Genomic DNA, 16,517 nt, shown 5'->3' with positions numbered 1-16,517 from the left:
AAAGGCGCCAATTTGGCGCCTTTTTTCTCGCTCATCGCAGCAGATTTGCCCGCAGATTCTAATGTCAACGCGTGAGCAGGGAGAGTCGAACACTAAACCGCCGGACGGCACTAGTCATCAAGCTGCTCCATGCGTTTGAAAAATCTTGCTGATCACAGTCCACTTGCCATCAACTTTCAGCAGATGAAAAAAGTCGGTGAAAGAGATGCCTGACATGTCGTTGGCGTCGATGCGAGCACTAGCCGCCGTACCGACGACTTCGACGCGGACGATAGCTGCTGGTGCGTCAGGAGAAGGGCGGAAACCCTTGTCGATCCCGTTGAACAGGATTGAAATTGCGCCGCCCGCCAGCTTACCGTCGCCATCGACGCTGAACATGGTCGCTTGCTCACTGAAAGCCGGCTTCATGATGCTGCTTTTGGCCTGCTTGCAGCCCTCAATGTACTGGTTAAGCACCTCGGTGATGGCTTGGTATTCTTCAACGTAAGTCGGTTTGCTCATGTGCTTGCTCCTGCTTCATAGGATTAGTGCAACAAAGGCATCAGGCTTTGGTATCAAGCCAGACAGATCCATAACGTGTGTAGGCGGTAGGAATCTCGATGATTTCCTTAAGATCATCTGCAGCGGTGCGAACCCAGAATGGGTCTCGGAGCATTTGCCGCCCGACAAACACCAGATCAGCTCGGCCGTTCTGCAAGATTTCTTCAGCCTGACGCCCACTCTGGATCACCCCCACAGCGCCTGTCGCAATATGCAATTCCTTACGCAGTAATTCAGCGGCCGGCACCTGGTAACCCGGGTAGGTCTCGACCTTGACCATCTTGACCCCGCCGGAACTGCAGTCGATCAAGTCAACGCCCTGAGCTTTCATCCAGCGACCATATTCGAGGAACGACTCGGGCGTGTTTCCGCCTTCGGCGTAATCAGAGCTGGAGATGCGAACAAATAGAGGGCGATCCCCCCAATGAGTTTTAACCTCTTCCAGTACCTCGCGCAGGAAGCGATAACGACGCTTGGCATCACCGCCATATTCGTCGTCGCGAGTGTTAGCCAGCGGCGAGAGAAACTCACTTAACAAGTAGCCGTGCGCGGCATGGATCTCAAGCACATCGAAGCCCGCTTCGCTGGCGCGACGTGCGGCATCGCCGTAAAGCTTTACCAGAGCCGGAATCTCATCAGCCGCGAGTTCGCGAGGAACGGGGCTGGTTTGCGTAAATGGAATCGCCGATGGCGCGATGTGAATCAGACCGGGCAGGTCAGCATTGCGCCCCGCATGGCCGATTTGAGCGCCGGCTTTTGCACCAAAGCCGTGAAGCAATTCTGTTAGCGCCTTCAAACCGGCAACGTGCTCATCGCTCCAGATGCCAAGGTCACCGGCTCCAATACGACCGTCAGCCTGAATCGCCAGCGTTTCGGGAAAAATCAGTGCTGCCTGACCCAGGGCACGAGCTCCGTAATGAACGCGGTGCCAGTCAGTCACGAAGCCATCATCCGCCGCCATGTGCATGCACATAGGGGACATGACGACCCGGTTTTTCAGGGTGAGGCCCTTAATTTCATAGGGTGATAACAACAAACTCATCTGTCCGATTCCATAGTGGTGAATATGGAATCCATGCTAACTTTTGCAGCACATTGACGTAAGTACGCACAATTTTGTGCGGTAGGCACACTTTTTATACCAAGGTAATAACAGTGAAAAAATGTAACCCTCAGGATGAAATCGAGGCTTTCGCTTGTCCCGTCGCATTCACTGTCGATGTCATTGGTGGAAAATGGAAATCGCTCATACTTTTTCACCTGATGTCAGGCACGAAGCGCTTCAACGAGCTGCGTCGGCTAATTCCAGATATCACGCAGAGGATGCTGACACTCCAGCTGAGAGAGCTGGAGACTGACGGGGTGATTCATCGCGAAATCTATCGCGAGGTGCCCCCCAAAGTGGAGTATTCGCTTACAGCGTTAGGTGACTCACTCGCGCCATTGGTGAGTGCGATGCGAGAGTGGGGAGCAGTGCATGAACGCACGATCCTGGAACTCAGGCGCTCTGCCGTCTGTGACGACAAGTTGGAATCTCTGGCTTGAATCACGCCGATGTTGAGAGGTGGAGGGGGTGAACAATGCGAAGTTTGATGCCCGCTTGGCGCAGGGTTGAAACTGCACGAGAGAAATCACTCGCGCGTGATGAGGCGAATTTTTGAGGTCGCACTGCCGTTACGAAAAATTCTGGCCGCCACCTTATTTCATGTCACGCCATCGGCTTCGGGCGTGTAGATACGCCGTCAAATCGCTGTAACCTAGTTGAGCTGCAATCTCCGTTAATGACTCTCCCTGCAATTCAAGATGCATTTCCAATTCTGCGCGAATCTGATCGAGCAATTGTCTGAAGGTTGTACCTTGCTCCTCCAGCCGTCTGCGCAAGGTCCTTGGCGTCTGGTGCAGTGACTTCGCCAGATTGTCCAGATTGGGAGTTTCACGTCTCGCTAGAGATCGTCGCGCTCCTTCAGCAACCTTGGCTGACCAACCGCTGAAATTCCGATGCGCGGCGATCCGTCGATCCAGCTCCTGCGTTAATAATTCCAACATGCCGTGATGACGGGTTTGCATTGGCAGGCTCAAGCTTCGAGCATGAAAATAGAAGCAGTTGATCGAGCAATCAAACTCAACACGATCACCAAACCATTCGGTGTATTGCTTGTAATACGACGGACGCGAATGAGTGAACTTTGCCAAAATCGGCTGCACATTGTGTCCTGTACCTCGTCGTAACTGCGCTATGGACATCACCCCGTAGTGTTCGACGACATACCGCGCCAACTCTCCTGGCGCATCAACGTTCAATTCGACTCCGACGCCGTTTTCGTCATTAACCAACCTGACATTGTCTGTGTCCGAGGCAAGAGGTGCGTACCGGGCCCAAAGGTGCATGGCTGACAAAATATCTGGACTGTACAGGCAAAGATAAGCCAAGACATGCCAGTCCTGGGGGGTGAATAGCGCGAACAATTTTAATCCGATCGCCGGATCGATACGTGCCGCTTCGCGCCACAGTTGATCCAGTTCGATCAGGTTGTAATCCGTACTTTTCCGGGCAACCTGGCTATCAAGGAAGCGCTCCAATACCTGGCCCAGCCTGCCGCGATGAAAGCGTTGGGGGGGGCGGTTGGCCGGTTCTAGCTCAATTTTGTCCATTTCGCGCATTGGGAGGACTTGCTCGCAGGTTTCTAATGAAAGGGCATTGCCCGGAAGGGCCTAAATCGAGAGTGCCATGAATACAACAATGCTCGTCAATAACCCCGCTGTGATAGTAGCCGGGATTTTCCTCTCCTTCATTTTACTGGAACTTGCCTGTTCCTCGCTTCGTCAGTCGTCAGGTAGTAAACGTGACGTGCTCATTGAAGTCGTCGGCTCCGGTATATTAGTGATGGTCACATTCCCTTTAGTCATGTGGCTAAGTGGTCTGATATTAAATCACGCCATCCCGGAAATGAAGGGCGCACTGTCCTCTATTCCATGGATCGCAGGATTTGCGTTGTTTCTATTGCTGGATGACATGACCCAATATTGGTGGCATCGCCTGACGCATCGTATTCCTGCTCTTTATGCATTGCATCGCGCACATCATTCCGCGCCCTATATGAGCATTCGCATCGTCTACCGCAACAATAGTTTCTACTATCTCTTGATGCCGGGTATCTGGCTATCAGGTGTGTTGATTTATCTGGGGCTCGCACCCGTTTATTATGTTTATTTGATTATAAAAATGACTGTGATCTTCGCCGCACACAGCAATGTTGCGTGGGACGACAAACTTTATCGCATTCGCGCTTTACGGCCGATCATCTGGGTTCTTGAGCGAACCATTTCCACTCCATCCACTCATTCTGCGCATCACGGTTTGACTGCAGAGGATGGCGTGACTCACTACAAAGGTAATTTCGGTAACCTGTTATTTTTATGGGATGTGTTGTTCGGGACAGCCAAAATTACCCGTAGGCGTCCGCCAGCATACGGTATCGAACACTTGTCACCGATAACCTGGAAAGAAGAATTGTTCTGGCCAATCGTTCGCTCCCATCGCACGGCACCCAAGGTAAGTGAAGCTAAACAGAAGGTCGCACAATGAGTCGTCATATCGTTCTGCTGTCTGGATCGAATAGATCCAACAGTCAATCAATCAAAGTTGCGCATTATCTGCGCGAGCGGTTAGAAGCACTTGAGCTTTGTGACTCAAGCGAACTAATAGATCTGGCGTCGAGTCCGCTACCGCTGTGGCCAGAAGAAGACACTCAGAAAGCCTGGAGTGCCCAGCAATCCACCCTCAAAAAAGCAACAGCATTGATCGTGATTAGCCCAGAGTGGAATGGCATGGCTTGCCCGGCCCTGAAGAACTTCTTTTTGTACGCAGGATTCAGCGAACTAGGACATAAACCCGCGCTTCTAGTTGGCGTTTCGGCTGGACTTGGGGGAGCCTACCCAATTACAGAGTTACGTGCTTCAAGCTATAAAAATAGCCGGATCCTGTATTTGCCTGAGCAACTGATTATTAGAAACGTTGAATCAATGTTTAACAGTGAGTGCCCTTCAGATGAAAATGATATGCGCATCCGCGCACGTACCGATTGGGTTTTGCATGTTCTTTGCCAATACGATGACGCCTTGCGTACGATACGAACTGCAATCAAATATCCTCCTGAGTTCTCGACGGGGATGTGAGATTGTCGCACCTCAATAAGTTTAAAGTGCAACTGTTAAAGCTAAACATTAGTGGCTGCCGGTAAAGGTCAACTATTTCCAACTCAGCCCAGATCAAACCACAGTGGGCCGTAACTCCTGCGCCAGTTCAATCAGTGCGCGCAATCGCGCCGGCACGAAGCGATGGCCCGAGTAGTAGAGCCTCAACCCGCCAAACGACGGGCACCACGGCAGCAACACCGGCACCAGGGCGCCGCTCGCCAGTTCTTCCTGGATGAACCACTCGGAAATGAACCCAATGCCGAGGCCCGACACTACGGCCTGTTTGATGGCCAGCAACTCGTTGGACGCGAAGCACACCGGCAGATCCATCTGCAGTTTTTGGCCATCGCACTCCAATTCCCACTGGTAGAGGCCACCATGGGCCATGCGCATGCCGATGCTCCGGTGGGTGAGCAGATCTCGCGGATGCTCGGGCACGCCTTGGCGTTCGAGGTACTCGGGCGTGGCCACCACAAGCATGCGGATGTCACCTGAGAGTGCCACGGCAATCATGTCTTGCGGCACAGACTCTGCCAGACGAATCCCGGCGTCGAAGCCACCGGCGATGATGTCGACCATGCTTGATTCGCTGACGATGTCGATGCGCACATCGGGATAGCGCTGAGCGTACTGCTTCAATAGCGGATCCAACAGCAGGTAGGCCGCGCCATGCGGTGCATTGATGCGCAATGTGCCGCTGGGTTCATCGGGGCCGGCGCTGGCTTCCTCGCCGGCACTTTTGATCTGTGCCAACGCAGGTGCGATGCGTGCCACATAGCGTTGGCCGATGTCGGTGAGGGCAACGCTGCGCGTGGAGCGATTGAACAGGCGCACTTTCAGGCGAGCTTCCAGGCCGGCCACCGCGCTGCTCACGGCGGTGGTGGACATGCCCAACTCCTGTGCTGCGCCGCGAAAACTGCTGCGGCGCGCCACGGCCAGTACCACTTCCAGCTCGGTCATTGCTGTTCTGTGCATGGATTGTCCTGAATATAAGGATGCTTCATCAGCCAAAGGATGGCTTATCGGAATAATGAACCCTTCTTAGACTCCTTCACAGAGGCTCGATTCAGGCGAGCCGTTTTTGAGCGAGGAGTCGCCATGCAACGCATTGAACATATCTACATCAACGGCGAGTTCGTCCTTCCACACGGTCAGGAATGGTTTGATCTTCATAACCCGAGTACCGAGGAAGTCATCGGCCAGGTTCGGCTGGGCGACGCACTGGACGCACAGCGTGCGATCGCAGCCGCCAAGGTTGCGTTCCCGGCGTGGGCCCGTACCAGCCGGGAGGAGCGCATTGCGGCACTGCACCGCATGCACCGGGCCATGGCGGCAAGGGAGGAGGAGCTGCTGGAAGCCATCCTCGTGGAGTACGGCGCACCTGCGGTTCGCGGGCGCTGGATGGCGACTTATCCGGCCGAGGTGATCGCGCAGGCAATCGATGCACTGGAGGCATTCGATTTCGAGGAACAGGTCGGCATGGCCAGGGTCATTCTGACGCCGGTGGGCGTGACCGGTCTGATCACGCCCTGGAACAGCAATGCAGGCTTCATCTGCAACAAGCTGGCCACCGCGCTGGCAGCAGGCTGCACCGCCGTCATCAAGCCTAGCGAGATGAGCGCATTGCAGACGCAGGTCGTGGTCAGGGCGTTGCACGAAGCGGGGCTGCCACCGGGTGTATTCAACATCGTCAACGGGCGAGGCGATGTGGTCGGTGAGGAAATCGCGCGACATCCCGATGTCGCCAAGATCTCGTTCACGGGCTCGTCCGCTATCGGGCGACACCTGGTAAAAACCGGTGCTGACACCATGAAGCGCGTGACGCTTGAACTCGGCGGCAAGTCGCCCACCGTCGTACTTGACGATGCGGATTTCCAGGCAGTCATGCCGCTGGTGCTGCAAGCCGGATTTCTCAACAGCGGCCAGGCTTGCATCGCAGGCACTCGCATCCTCGTGCCGCGCCGCCGGCTGGCAGAGTTCGAGCGCATTGCGAAGGAGGGCGTCTCACAGATCCGATCGGGCGATCCGCGTAACACCGACACCGACATCGGTCCGATGGTGAGCAAGAAACAATGGGAACGGGTGCAGCGCTACATCCGTACCGGCCAGGAAGAAGGCGCGAGGTTGCTGGCGGGTGGCGAAGGTCGCCCGCAAGGCTTGCATGCCGGATGGTTCGTGAAGCCCACGATCTTCACTGATGCCAACAACCGGATGCGCATCGCGCGTGAGGAAATCTTCGGCCCCGTGCTGACAATCATTCCCTACGAGGATGATGCCGATGCAATCAGCATTGCCAACGATACGGACTATGGGCTGAGCGCCCTGGTGCTGGGAAAAAGCTCGGAACGTTGTATGAACGTCGCTCGTCAGATCGATGCGGGGCGCGTGCTCATCAACACCCTGGCCCACGAACCACGTGCGCCCTTCGGTGGATTCAAGCATTCAGGCCTTGGGCGCGAAATGGGCAGGTGGGGGATGAGCGCGTATTTGGAGCCGAAGGCGTTGATCAGCTCTGCCCCATTGAAATGACTGGGTCAGGTTCCTGTCTGGGGGCACTGGGGGGGAATGGCAATTTAGCGTTCACTGGGCGACTGAAAACGGCCCGAAGCTGCCCTTGATGTCTGTTTGTTGTCGTCATATGTTACGGGCATTCATGGAGGATCCTGGCTGATGGCTCGCGTGGGTTTGATACTGAAACCCGGTTTTGCGGACTGAGAATATGCTTTCCCCGTTTTACGGGATCGACGTCAGGTTTTTTGCTCCTGCTATGGGGCAGTTTCGTTCGCAGGGTGGATTGGCTGTACTGCTCCAGGCACCGCCCCGTCAGCTTCACCTGCGCAGTGTTTGAAGGTGCCGGGCTATCTTCAGAGAGCATTGCTCAGTTCAGGTCAATGTTGGCAGCGGAACATGGATGATCGCGTCGTCCCGGCATGTCGGGCACATTCTCAGGAGATAATTGATGAGCGCTGGCGATGTACCTGTGGGGCAAGTGGTACAAGGCTACGTAACGTTTGTGGGGAGTGAGGGGGCTTGGATTGGAGCGCAGTTCATGAGCTTCAGTTATAGCGCCAATGGGAAGCGGTTTCACAAGTCTCTCAACGAAACCATTGACGCTTGGTCAACTGCAACTCTGCGTAAAGCCTCATACGGGCTGAAGGTAGGCGATCCGGTGTCGGTTTGGTGCTCTCTCAGCGACCCGGGTGTGTGTTGCATCGGCGAAAAACCAGCCGACAAGCCGGCATTGGTGCGTTTGATTGAGTCTCTGGGAGCGATAGGGTATTTAAGTTGATCCACGCTCTCCAGGCCGACATATGTTGAATTCAACATCACGAATATCCGCAAATATCAGCTTACGTCTCGGCTGACATCCGATGATGTTCCACCAAGAAGTCGACGAACAACCGCACCCGCGCCGGCATTGCCGCGCCACCGACGAATACCGCATGAATCGGTTCCTGGTCCCCCGGGTTCCACGCTTCCAGCAGCGCAATCAGTTTGCCGCGCTGCAGATCCTCACTCACGCTGAACTCCCCGATACGGGCAATGCCGGCGCCCATTCGCGCGAATTGCGCCAGCGCTTCACCACTGCTGCATTCGATGTTGCCGCTGACCTTCAGGGCAAACGCTTTGCCATCGCGGATAAATGGCCAGTTGGGTTCGGCACGCTTGAAATTGAAGCGCAGGCAGTTGTGTTGGAGCAGGTCTTCCGGTTCCTGAGGGATGCCGTGGCGTTGCAGATACTTCGGCGATGCCACCACGACCTGGCCGGTGGTGCCGATCCTGCGTGCGGTCAGCGGGCTGTCGGGCAGATGGCCGAAGCGCACCGCGACGTCGGCTTGCCCGCCAAGAATGTCGACCACTTCGTCGCCGAGGTTGAGGTCAACGACGATGTTCGGGTAACGGGCGCTGAAGGCTGCGATCAAGGGAACGATGGCCAGCCGTCCATGGCCAAGGGCGGCACTGACCCGCAGTCGCCCCTTGGGCACGCCTTGATCGGCGATGGCTTCTTCGACTTCATCCATGTCGGCGAGGATTCGTCGGGCGCCGCGCAGGAACGCTTCGCCCTCGGCGGTGAAGGTGATCGCTCGGGTGGTGCGCAACAGCAGGCGGGTGCCAAGCCGTTGCTCGGTGCGCGCGATGATCCGACTGACTGCCGAGGGTGTCAGGCCCAGTGCACGCGCGGCGGCCGACAGGCTGCCTTCCTGCGCAACGGTGGTGAATACGCTCATTTCACCTGATCTGCCGTTGAAATCCACTTGTGCCTCCTACGCAAAGGTGATTGCCAAAAATGCTATCTACCGCCTGAAAAGACGGGATCGTAGCATTGGCGGCATAGATAAGGAGCTTTCCATGCGTATCAATCCACCACTTGTTGCACTCGCCATCGGTGCCTTCGGCATCGGCGTCACAGAATTCGCCCCCATGGGCATGTTGCCGGGTATCGCTGCGGATCTGGGCGTTTCCATTCCCGCTGCCGGTTTGCTGGTCAGTGCTTATGCGCTGGGCGTATTGCTCGGCGCACCGCTGATGACCCTGACCACCGGCAGGATTCCCCGGCGCTATCTACTGATCGGGCTCATGGCAATTTTCACCCTCGGTAATCTGATGTCAGCCCTGGCCACCGATTACTACAGCCTCATGGTCGCCAGGGTGGTCACCTCACTGAACCACGGTGCCTTTTTTGGCGTTGGCTCCGTCGTCGCCGCCACCCTGGTCGCCCCGGAAAAACGAGCCGGGGCGGTTGCGGCGATGTTCATGGGCCTGACCCTGGCGACCATCGGCGGTGTGCCGCTGGCTGCCTGGTTTGGCGAAATGTTTGGTTGGCGGACGGCTTTCTGGGGCATTACCGGCCTCGGCGTGCTGACCATGGCTGCGTTGTGGTTCGCTTTGCCCAACGTGCGGGCGCCGCAAAGCGTCGGTGTCATGGCGGAAATTCGGGTATTGGGGCGCGGCCCGGTGCTCGCCGCGCTGGCCCTGACCGTCGTCGGCTCGAGCGCGATGTTTACCGTCTTCACCTACATCGCACCGATCCTCAGCAGCGAGACCCATGCGTCCACTGCTTACATCACCGCCATGCTGATGCTTTACGGTGTCGGGTTGACGCTGGGCAACATGTGGGGCGGCAAGGCTGCTGACCGCTCGATCGATCGCACCCTGATCGTCTCGCTGAGCGTGCTGATTCTGGTGTTGTTGGCGTTCACCGTACTGATGCGTTGGCCGCTGCCAGCCGCCGTGGCCATCCTGATCTGGGGTATCGCCAGCTTCGCTCTGGTGCCACCGCTACAGATGCGTGTAATGGAAGCGGCCAAGGACGCACCCAATCTGGCCTCGGCGGTGAACATCGGCGCCTTCAACTTCGGCAACGCGATTGGCGCGGCGCTGGGCGGCGCGGTGATCAGCAGCGGGCTGGGTTATCCGGCGATCTCCCTGGCCGGCGCGGCGATGGCGGGCCTGGGGCTGCTGATGGTGTTGGGATTTGCGTGGCGTTCCAGAACGGTTGAAGTCGCCGTGGTGTAACACGTTCAACAATGCTCGGCGAGTTGTCAGTCATTCATAGGGTGAGTAAGCTGCCCCCATGAATCAGCCATCCCTATCTGCCTCCTCGCCGAGCACTCGTGGCCCCGCCGAACACGACATTCGTGACCAGATTGTCGCCGCGGCCAACGAGCATTTCAGCCAATATGGCTACGGTAAAACCACGGTTTCCGACCTGGCCAAGGCCATCGGTTTTTCCAAGGCGTACATCTATAAATTCTTTGATTCCAAGCAGGCGATTGGCGAGGCCATTTGCGGCAACTGCCTGGGCCAAATCGCTGCAGCCGTCGAACAAGCGGTTAACGCAGAAGCGCTTTCAGCCACCGAGCGTTTGCGCAGGCTGGTCAAAACCGTGATCGCCACGGGTGTGGATCTGTTCTTCAACGATCGCAAGCTCTACGACATCGCGGCGTTTTCTGCATCGGAACGCTGGAACAGTGCCCAGGTGTACGAAGCGCAAATCAAGGGCTTTATCTTCGACATTGTGCGTCACGGGCGAGAAGCGGGGGAGTTCGAGCGTAAGACCCCGCTGGATGAGACTGTCGAGGCGATCAATCTGGCGCTGCGACCTTTCGTCAACCCACTGCTGTTGCAACACAATCTGGATCTGATCGAGCAAGCGCCCACGCTGACCACCAATCTCATCCTGCGCAGCCTCATGCCTTGACCCACCGCTGAGCAAAGTTTTCAGGCGATTCGAGTCAAGGCGACATCCCCCCCTTATCAAGTTTCCTGTTCCCTGCACATGAGTGGCGGGCGAGCTATACATTTAACTGGAAGTGACCATTATCAGAATTGGTCATATAAATGAATGGCTATATGCAAGTCTAGATGCCAGGTAACCATAACAATAGCGAGTCGGGCCAGTCAGTCGATGGACAGTCCTATATTGCTGCTGGTCAGGATGCAGTCGTTTCCTGAGATGTGACCATTGACGATTTTGGTCACAGGCCGGAGAATATGATGATCATCCTATTCCTCAGTAAGGGAACCTATGCGCCGGCTCCGACCTTTCCCCATTGCCGCATGCTTGTTGCCTCTTGCCCTGAGCGCCTGTGGCGAGTCTTCCAGCGGTGCAGATCCCCGCACACAGGCGCCGCTGGTCAGATCCGCTGCTGTTCAGGCGTCACCCGATGTCGCTCGTTCTTTCACCGGAGTGGTCGCGGCGCGCGTTCAGGGCGACCTGGGTTTTCGCGTATCGGGCAAGGTGCTCGAACGCTTGGTTGATACAGGACAGGCCGTGAAGCAAGGGCAGCCGCTGATGCGTCTCGACCCGGTCGACCTCGGGCTGCAAGCGCGGGCGCAGCAGGCGGAGGTGATAGCGGCTCGCGCCCGCGCCAAACAGACAGCTGACGACGAGGCTCGTTATCGCAAACTGGTCGGCGTTGGCGCTATTTCGGCATCAGCCTACGATCAGTTCAGAGCCGCCGCAGAGACTGCAAAAGCGCAGCTCAACGCCGCGCAAGCGCAGGCCGACGTGGCCCGCAATGCTTCGGGTTATGCGCTGCTGGTCGCTGATGCGGACGGCGTGGTGGTGGAAACACTCGCCGAACCCGGACAAGTCGTCAGCCCGGGACAACCGGTGGTGCGATTGGCCCGCGCAGGGCAACGCGAAGCCATCGTGCATCTGCCCGAAACCCTGCGCCCGGTTGTCGGCTCCACCGCGCAAGCCAGCCTCTACGGCATGAATTCAGCGGCTGTCACGGCAAAACTGCGGCTGCTTTCGGACTCGGCAGACCGCACAACGCGCACGTTCGAAGCGCGCTATGTGCTCGAAGGGCCACTGGCCAACGCACCGATCGGTGCGACCGTGACCCTCAGCATTGCCGAGGGCGCCACCCAGACACAGGCGTTACAAGTCCCCATCGCCGCCGTTTACGACCCAGGCAAAGGACCCGGTGTGTGGGTGATCGCCGGAACGCCGGCAAAGGTGACCTGGCGAGCGGTTCAGGTGCTGGGGGTGAGCGATGATTCGGCGCGCATCGCCGGCGACCTCACTGCCGGTGAGCAGGTTGTAGCGTTGGGCGCCCATCTACTGCGCGATGGCGAAGAAGTACGATTGCCGCAGCAGAGTGAAGTCAGCGTTGCCGGGAGTCGTCCATGAGCCAGGGGCGATTCAACCTTTCGGCCATCGCCGTGCGCGAGCGGGCGATCACGGTGTTTCTGATTTTCCTGATTGCTGTTGCTGGGACTCTGTCGTTCTTTCAGCTCGGGCGTGCGGAAGATCCACCGTTCACGGTCAAGCAGTTGACCGTGATTACCGCGTGGCCCGGTGCGACGGCGCAAGAGATGCAGGATCAGGTCGCCGAACCCCTTGAAAAGCGCCTGCAAGAACTCAAGTGGTATGACCGCTCGGAAACCTACACCCGCCCTGGACTGGCGTTCACGATGGTGTCGTTGCTCGATAGCACGCCGCCCTCGCAAGTGCAGGAAGAGTTTTATCAAGCACGCAAGAAACTCGACGATGAAGCCATCAGGTTGCCGGCCGGTGTGATCGGGCCGATGGTCAACGATGAATTTTCCGATGTGACCTTTGCGCTGTTCGCCTTGAAAGCCAAAGGCGAGCCACAGCGCTTGCTGGTGCGTGATGCGGAAGCCATGCGCCAGCGTCTGCTGCACGTGCCGGGGGTGAAGAAGGTCAACATCATCGGTGAGCAAGCCGAGCGCATCTACGTTTCGTTTTCCCATGACCGGTTGGCGACCCTCGGCTTGTCGCCGCAGGACATCTTCGCCGCGCTGAACAGTCAGAACGTGCTGACGCCCGCCGGCTCCATCGAAACCAATGGGCCGCAGGTTTTTCTGCGTCTCGACGGCGCCTTCGACAAGGTGCAGAAAATTCGCGACACACCGGTCTTCGTGCAGGGGCGCACACTCAAGCTCTCTGATGTGGCGACGGTTGAACGCGGTTACGAAGATCCGGCCACCTTTGTTGTGCGCAATAACGGTGAAGACGCGCTGCTGCTGGGCGTGGTGATGCGCGAGGGCTGGAACGGTCTGGATCTGGGCAAGGCGCTGGATGCGGAGACCGCGCGGATCAATGCGGAAATGCCATTGGGCATGACCCTCGCCAAAGTCACCGACCAGGCGGTCAATATCGACTCGGCGGTCGGCGAGTTCATGGTCAAGTTTTTTGTCGCGCTGCTGGTGGTCATGCTCGTGTGCTTTCTCAGCATGGGCTGGCGGGTAGGGGTGGTGGTCGCCGCGGCTGTGCCGTTGACCCTGGCGATTGTGTTCGTGGTGATGGCCGCCACTGGCAAGAACTTCGATCGCATTACCCTCGGCTCATTGATCCTTGCGCTCGGGCTGTTGGTCGATGACGCGATCATCGCCATTGAAATGATGGTGGTGAAAATGGAGGAGGGCTACGACCGCATCAAGGCGTCTGCCTATGCCTGGAGCCATACGGCGGCGCCGATGCTGTCCGGTACGCTGGTGACGGCAATCGGCTTTTTGCCCAACGGTTTTGCCCAGTCCACTGCCGGCGAATACACCAGCAACATGTTCTGGATCGTCGGCATCGCATTGATCGCTTCCTGGGTCGTCGCGGTGGCGTTCACCCCGTATCTGGGCGTGAAGTTGTTGCCGGACATCAAGAAGGTCGAAGGTGGCCACGCGGCGATCTACAACACGCCGAATTACAACCGTTTCCGTCGGCTGCTGACCGCGGTGATCGCCCGCAAATGGTTAGTAGCAGGCGCGGTGGTCACGCTGTTTTTCGTCGCCGTGCCAGGCATGGGGCTGGTGAAGAAACAGTTCTTCCCGACCTCTGACCGCCCCGAGGTGATGATCGAGGTGCAAATGCCCTACGGCACCTCGATCGAGCAGACCAGCGCCACGGCCGCCAAGGTCGAAGCCTGGTTGCAAAAGCAGGATGAGGCCAAAATCGTCACGGCCTATATCGGCCAGGGTGCGCCGCGTTTCTTCCTGGCGATGGCGCCAGAATTACCCGACCCTTCGTTTGCGAAAATCGTGGTGCTGACGGACAGTCAGCAAGCACGCGAAACCCTCAAATTCCGGCTGCGCGAAGCAGTTGCCGAAGGACTCGCGCCGGAAGCCCGTGTCAGGGCCACGCAAATTGTGTTCGGTCCTTATTCTCCGTTTCCGGTTGCCTACCGGGTGATGGGCCCTGATCCGGTGAAGCTGCGCGATATCGCCGAGCAGGTCCGGAGCGTGCTGCAAGACAGCCCGATGATGAGAACGGTGAACACTGATTGGGGGCCGCTGACCCCGACCTTGCATTTCAGTCTCGATCAGGACCGTCTGCAGGCAGTGGGGCTGACCTCCAATGCGGTCGCCCAGCAACTGCAGTTTCTGCTGAGCGGAGTGCCGATCACGGCGGTTCGCGAGGATATTCGTTCTGTGCAGGTCGTCGGGCGTGCGGCGGGCAATATCAGGCTCGACCCGGCGCAAATCAAGGGTTTCACTTTGGTCGGCGCGTCGGGACAACGCATCCCGTTATCGCAGATTGGCGAGGTCGATGTGCGCATGGAGGACCCGATTCTGCGCCGCCGTGATCGCACACCCACGATCACTGTGCGTGGCGACATTGCCGAAGGTTTGCAGCCACCGGATGTTTCGAGTGCGATCCTCAAGCAACTGCAGCCGATCATCGAGACACTGCCTTCCGGTTACCGCATCGAGCAGGCGGGGGCTATCGAAGAGTCCGGCAAGGCGGGCAAGGCGATCTTGCCCTTGCTGCCGATCATGATCGCCATGACGTTGCTGATCATCATCGTGCAGGTGCGTTCGATCGCGGCGATGATCATGGTTTTTCTCACATCACCGCTAGGCTTGATTGGCGTGGTGCCGACGCTGCTGATCTTCAATCAGCCGTTTGGCATCAATGCGCTGGTCGGTCTGATTGCGCTGTCGGGGATCCTGATGCGCAATACGCTGATTCTGATCGGGCAGATCCATCACAACACGCTGGAAGGGCTGGACCCGTTCCACGCCGTGGTCGAAGCCACGGTGCAACGTGCACGGCCGGTACTGCTGACGGCAATGGCGGCCATCCTGGCCTTTATCCCCCTGACACACTCGGTGTTCTGGGGGACGCTGGCCTACACCCTGATCGGTGGCACATTCGTCGGCACCATCATGACGCTGGTGTTCCTGCCGGCGATGTATTCCATCTGGTTCAAGATCCGCCCTGAGCAAAAGGCTCAGACTGGAACAGTCAAACTGGCGTAGTAACAACGCCTGCAATCGAGGCCCGCTTTCGCGGGCCTCTTTGTCCCCCCATCAAAGTGTGGTGATCTGTCCGTTGCGGTCCAGTTCATACACCTTGTTGCCCTGCAATTTCTCCTTCAGCCACCGCTCGGCCTTGCCCAGCGGTCGCTGCCGCGCCCACAACAAATCCACACCGATCTGCCAGTCCGTATGCGGATACGCCGAGAGTTGCAGTTCCACCAGCTCACCCTTGGCCAGTTCACGCTGAACAAGCTGGCGGGGCAGGGTGGCCCAACCGAGCCCGGCGCGGACCATTTCCAATAACGCCAGATAGCTCTCCGCTTGCCACAACTGGGTCGAGCGCAGGTATTCGCTGCTTGGCAGTTTGCTTGCGTGGGCGCTGAAGGCCAGGCGGCGATGGACGTGCAGGTCGTCGAAGGTGACGTTGTCGAGTTGCGCCAGTGGATGATCGGGATGGCAGACGTGCAGCATGATCAGTTTGCCCAGTTGCTGGAACGCCAGTTCCTTGGGGTAGCCGGGCTGCGAAAACGCCACGCCGAGTACCGCTTCGCCGCTGCTGACCAGTTCGCTGACGTCGCCATACACCGGATGACGGATGATCAGATCGACAAAGGGGAACGCGGCCTCGAAGGCTTTGAGCACCGGCATGATCGGGCCGTACGGCGTTTCAATTGCCAGTGTCAGGCTGGTTTCGACGTTGTCCGAAAGGCAATCGGCATGGGCTTCGAAGGTCATGCAGCGTTCGAGCACGGCTTCGGCCTGCACCAGCAATTTGTGGCCGCTGGCGGTGAGGGCAGGGCTGCGATTGCTGCGGTCGAACAGGTCGACGCCAAGGTCGGTTTCGAGGTTGGCAATCGCCGCGCTGATGGTCGATTGGGTCTTGCCCAGTTGGCGCCCGGCGGCGGAAAACGATCCGCTTTTGACTACTTGGACGAACATCAACAGTTGATCGAGTGAGAAGCGCAAGCGGTGAACTCCCGGGTCGAAAATAAAGGTTTGGAGCGGCTAACGAATGCCTGATTGTGCCATCGAAAAAAACGATGGTTGCTAATTTG

15 protein-coding genes and 1 pseudogene are annotated in these 16,517 nt (G+C 57.7%); 10 read left to right on the top strand and 6 right to left on the bottom strand.

The window, feature by feature from the left end; translation table 11 throughout:
- Positions 1-117: 117 nt before the first annotated feature.
- Both CLU80_RS28870 and namA read right to left on the bottom strand, forming a co-directional pair.
- Positions 118-501, bottom strand: a complete 384-nt coding sequence (locus tag CLU80_RS28870; protein WP_093431509.1) for a nuclear transport factor 2 family protein — start codon at positions 499-501, stop codon at positions 118-120.
- A gap of 40 nt (positions 502-541) precedes the next feature.
- Positions 542-1,582 (bottom strand): NADPH dehydrogenase NamA, encoded by a 1,041-nt coding sequence (namA, locus tag CLU80_RS28865; RefSeq protein ID WP_099759174.1) that lies wholly within the window; start codon positions 1,580-1,582, stop codon positions 542-544.
- Between the two features lie 113 nt (positions 1,583-1,695).
- Here namA and CLU80_RS28860 point away from each other — a divergent pair, with 113 nt between their 5' ends.
- A complete protein-coding gene (locus CLU80_RS28860; protein ID WP_093431515.1) occupies positions 1,696-2,085 on the top strand; it encodes a winged helix-turn-helix transcriptional regulator in 390 nt (129 codons plus the stop codon).
- 153 nt (positions 2,086-2,238) lie between these two features.
- On the opposite strand, the gene CLU80_RS28855 is transcribed toward CLU80_RS28860, so the two are convergent.
- Complete coding sequence (locus tag CLU80_RS28855) at positions 2,239-3,201, bottom strand: AraC family transcriptional regulator ligand-binding domain-containing protein (RefSeq protein ID WP_095049007.1); 963 nt, start codon at positions 3,199-3,201, stop codon at positions 2,239-2,241.
- 67 nt (positions 3,202-3,268) lie between these two features.
- Here CLU80_RS28855 and CLU80_RS28850 point away from each other — a divergent pair, with 67 nt between their 5' ends.
- On the top strand, positions 3,269-4,126 hold the full coding sequence (locus CLU80_RS28850) for a sterol desaturase family protein (RefSeq protein ID WP_099759173.1): 858 nt from the start codon (positions 3,269-3,271) through the stop codon (positions 4,124-4,126).
- Positions 4,123-4,716 (top strand): NADPH-dependent FMN reductase, encoded by a 594-nt coding sequence (locus CLU80_RS28845; protein WP_095126002.1) that lies wholly within the window; start codon positions 4,123-4,125, stop codon positions 4,714-4,716. The genes CLU80_RS28850 and CLU80_RS28845 overlap by 4 nt, the downstream gene beginning before the upstream one ends.
- Positions 4,717-4,809: 93 nt before the next feature.
- Here CLU80_RS28845 and CLU80_RS28840 read toward each other — a convergent pair whose 3' ends face one another.
- Positions 4,810-5,712 (bottom strand): LysR family transcriptional regulator, encoded by a 903-nt coding sequence (locus CLU80_RS28840; RefSeq protein WP_175559576.1) that lies wholly within the window; start codon positions 5,710-5,712, stop codon positions 4,810-4,812.
- Between the two features lie 123 nt (positions 5,713-5,835).
- Between CLU80_RS28840 and CLU80_RS28835 the strand changes: the two genes are divergently transcribed.
- The 3 genes and pseudogenes from CLU80_RS28835 to CLU80_RS28825 all read left to right on the top strand — a co-directional run bounded on the left by CLU80_RS28835 (position 5,836) and on the right by CLU80_RS28825 (position 8,026).
- Positions 5,836-7,266 carry an aldehyde dehydrogenase family protein gene (locus tag CLU80_RS28835; RefSeq protein WP_099759172.1) on the top strand — a complete coding sequence of 477 codons (1,431 nt, stop codon included), beginning with the start codon at positions 5,836-5,838 and terminating at the stop codon, positions 7,264-7,266.
- Positions 7,267-7,407: 141 nt separating this feature from the next.
- Positions 7,408-7,652 (top strand): annotated as a pseudogene (locus CLU80_RS28830) (hypothetical protein).
- A 44-nt stretch (positions 7,653-7,696) separates the two neighbouring features.
- Positions 7,697-8,026 carry a hypothetical protein gene (locus CLU80_RS28825; protein WP_099759171.1) on the top strand — a complete coding sequence of 110 codons (330 nt, stop codon included), beginning with the start codon at positions 7,697-7,699 and terminating at the stop codon, positions 8,024-8,026.
- A gap of 61 nt (positions 8,027-8,087) precedes the next feature.
- On the opposite strand, the gene CLU80_RS28820 is transcribed toward CLU80_RS28825, so the two are convergent.
- Entirely contained in the window at positions 8,088-8,993 is a 906-nt protein-coding gene (locus CLU80_RS28820) for a LysR substrate-binding domain-containing protein (protein ID WP_099759170.1), read from the bottom strand.
- 94 nt (positions 8,994-9,087) lie between these two features.
- Here CLU80_RS28820 and CLU80_RS28815 point away from each other — a divergent pair, with 94 nt between their 5' ends.
- The 4 genes from CLU80_RS28815 to CLU80_RS28800 all read left to right on the top strand — a co-directional run bounded on the left by CLU80_RS28815 (position 9,088) and on the right by CLU80_RS28800 (position 15,462).
- Positions 9,088-10,254 (top strand): MFS transporter, encoded by a 1,167-nt coding sequence (locus tag CLU80_RS28815; RefSeq protein ID WP_099759169.1) that lies wholly within the window; start codon positions 9,088-9,090, stop codon positions 10,252-10,254.
- Between the two features lie 58 nt (positions 10,255-10,312).
- The gene (locus tag CLU80_RS28810) at positions 10,313-10,939 is read left to right on the top strand and encodes a TetR/AcrR family transcriptional regulator (RefSeq protein ID WP_099759168.1); all 627 of its coding nucleotides are present in this window, start codon (positions 10,313-10,315) and stop codon (positions 10,937-10,939) included.
- A gap of 327 nt (positions 10,940-11,266) precedes the next feature.
- Positions 11,267-12,376: an efflux RND transporter periplasmic adaptor subunit gene (locus CLU80_RS28805; RefSeq protein WP_099759167.1), complete on the top strand. Its 1,110-nt coding sequence runs from the start codon at positions 11,267-11,269 to the stop codon at positions 12,374-12,376.
- Positions 12,373-15,462: an efflux RND transporter permease subunit gene (locus CLU80_RS28800; RefSeq protein WP_099759166.1), complete on the top strand. Its 3,090-nt coding sequence runs from the start codon at positions 12,373-12,375 to the stop codon at positions 15,460-15,462. The genes CLU80_RS28805 and CLU80_RS28800 overlap by 4 nt, the downstream gene beginning before the upstream one ends.
- A 51-nt stretch (positions 15,463-15,513) precedes the next feature.
- On the opposite strand, the gene CLU80_RS28795 is transcribed toward CLU80_RS28800, so the two are convergent.
- Positions 15,514-16,428: a LysR family transcriptional regulator gene (locus CLU80_RS28795; RefSeq protein ID WP_099759165.1), complete on the bottom strand. Its 915-nt coding sequence runs from the start codon at positions 16,426-16,428 to the stop codon at positions 15,514-15,516.
- Positions 16,429-16,517: the final 89 nt, after the last annotated feature.

Origin of the sequence: Pseudomonas sp. 29 (assembly GCF_002754355.1) — a bacterium.
Taxonomy (GTDB): domain Bacteria; phylum Pseudomonadota; class Gammaproteobacteria; order Pseudomonadales; family Pseudomonadaceae; genus Aquipseudomonas; species Aquipseudomonas neuropathica.
The sequence above is the reverse complement of the archived record's forward strand: the minus strand, read 5'-3'. Positions and strand labels throughout refer to the sequence as shown.

What these genes read in the sequence shown, in the direction of transcription:
- CLU80_RS28870 (WP_093431509.1), bottom strand. Translation starts at nt 501, where the DNA reads ATGAGCAAACCGACTTACGTTGAAGAATACCAAGCCATCACCGAGGTG.
- namA (WP_099759174.1), bottom strand. Translation starts at nt 1,582, where the DNA reads ATGAGTTTGTTGTTATCACCCTATGAAATTAAGGGCCTCACCCTGAAA.
- CLU80_RS28855 (WP_095049007.1), bottom strand. Translation starts at nt 3,201, where the DNA reads ATGCGCGAAATGGACAAAATTGAGCTAGAACCGGCCAACCGCCCCCCC.
- CLU80_RS28850 (WP_099759173.1), top strand. Translation starts at nt 3,269, where the DNA reads ATGAATACAACAATGCTCGTCAATAACCCCGCTGTGATAGTAGCCGGG.
- CLU80_RS28845 (WP_095126002.1), top strand. Translation starts at nt 4,123, where the DNA reads ATGAGTCGTCATATCGTTCTGCTGTCTGGATCGAATAGATCCAACAGT.
- CLU80_RS28840 (WP_175559576.1), bottom strand. Translation starts at nt 5,712, where the DNA reads ATGCACAGAACAGCAATGACCGAGCTGGAAGTGGTACTGGCCGTGGCG.
- CLU80_RS28835 (WP_099759172.1), top strand. Translation starts at nt 5,836, where the DNA reads ATGCAACGCATTGAACATATCTACATCAACGGCGAGTTCGTCCTTCCA.
- CLU80_RS28825 (WP_099759171.1), top strand. Translation starts at nt 7,697, where the DNA reads ATGAGCGCTGGCGATGTACCTGTGGGGCAAGTGGTACAAGGCTACGTA.
- CLU80_RS28815 (WP_099759169.1), top strand. Translation starts at nt 9,088, where the DNA reads ATGCGTATCAATCCACCACTTGTTGCACTCGCCATCGGTGCCTTCGGC.
- CLU80_RS28810 (WP_099759168.1), top strand. Translation starts at nt 10,313, where the DNA reads ATGAATCAGCCATCCCTATCTGCCTCCTCGCCGAGCACTCGTGGCCCC.
- CLU80_RS28805 (WP_099759167.1), top strand. Translation starts at nt 11,267, where the DNA reads ATGCGCCGGCTCCGACCTTTCCCCATTGCCGCATGCTTGTTGCCTCTT.
- CLU80_RS28800 (WP_099759166.1), top strand. Translation starts at nt 12,373, where the DNA reads ATGAGCCAGGGGCGATTCAACCTTTCGGCCATCGCCGTGCGCGAGCGG.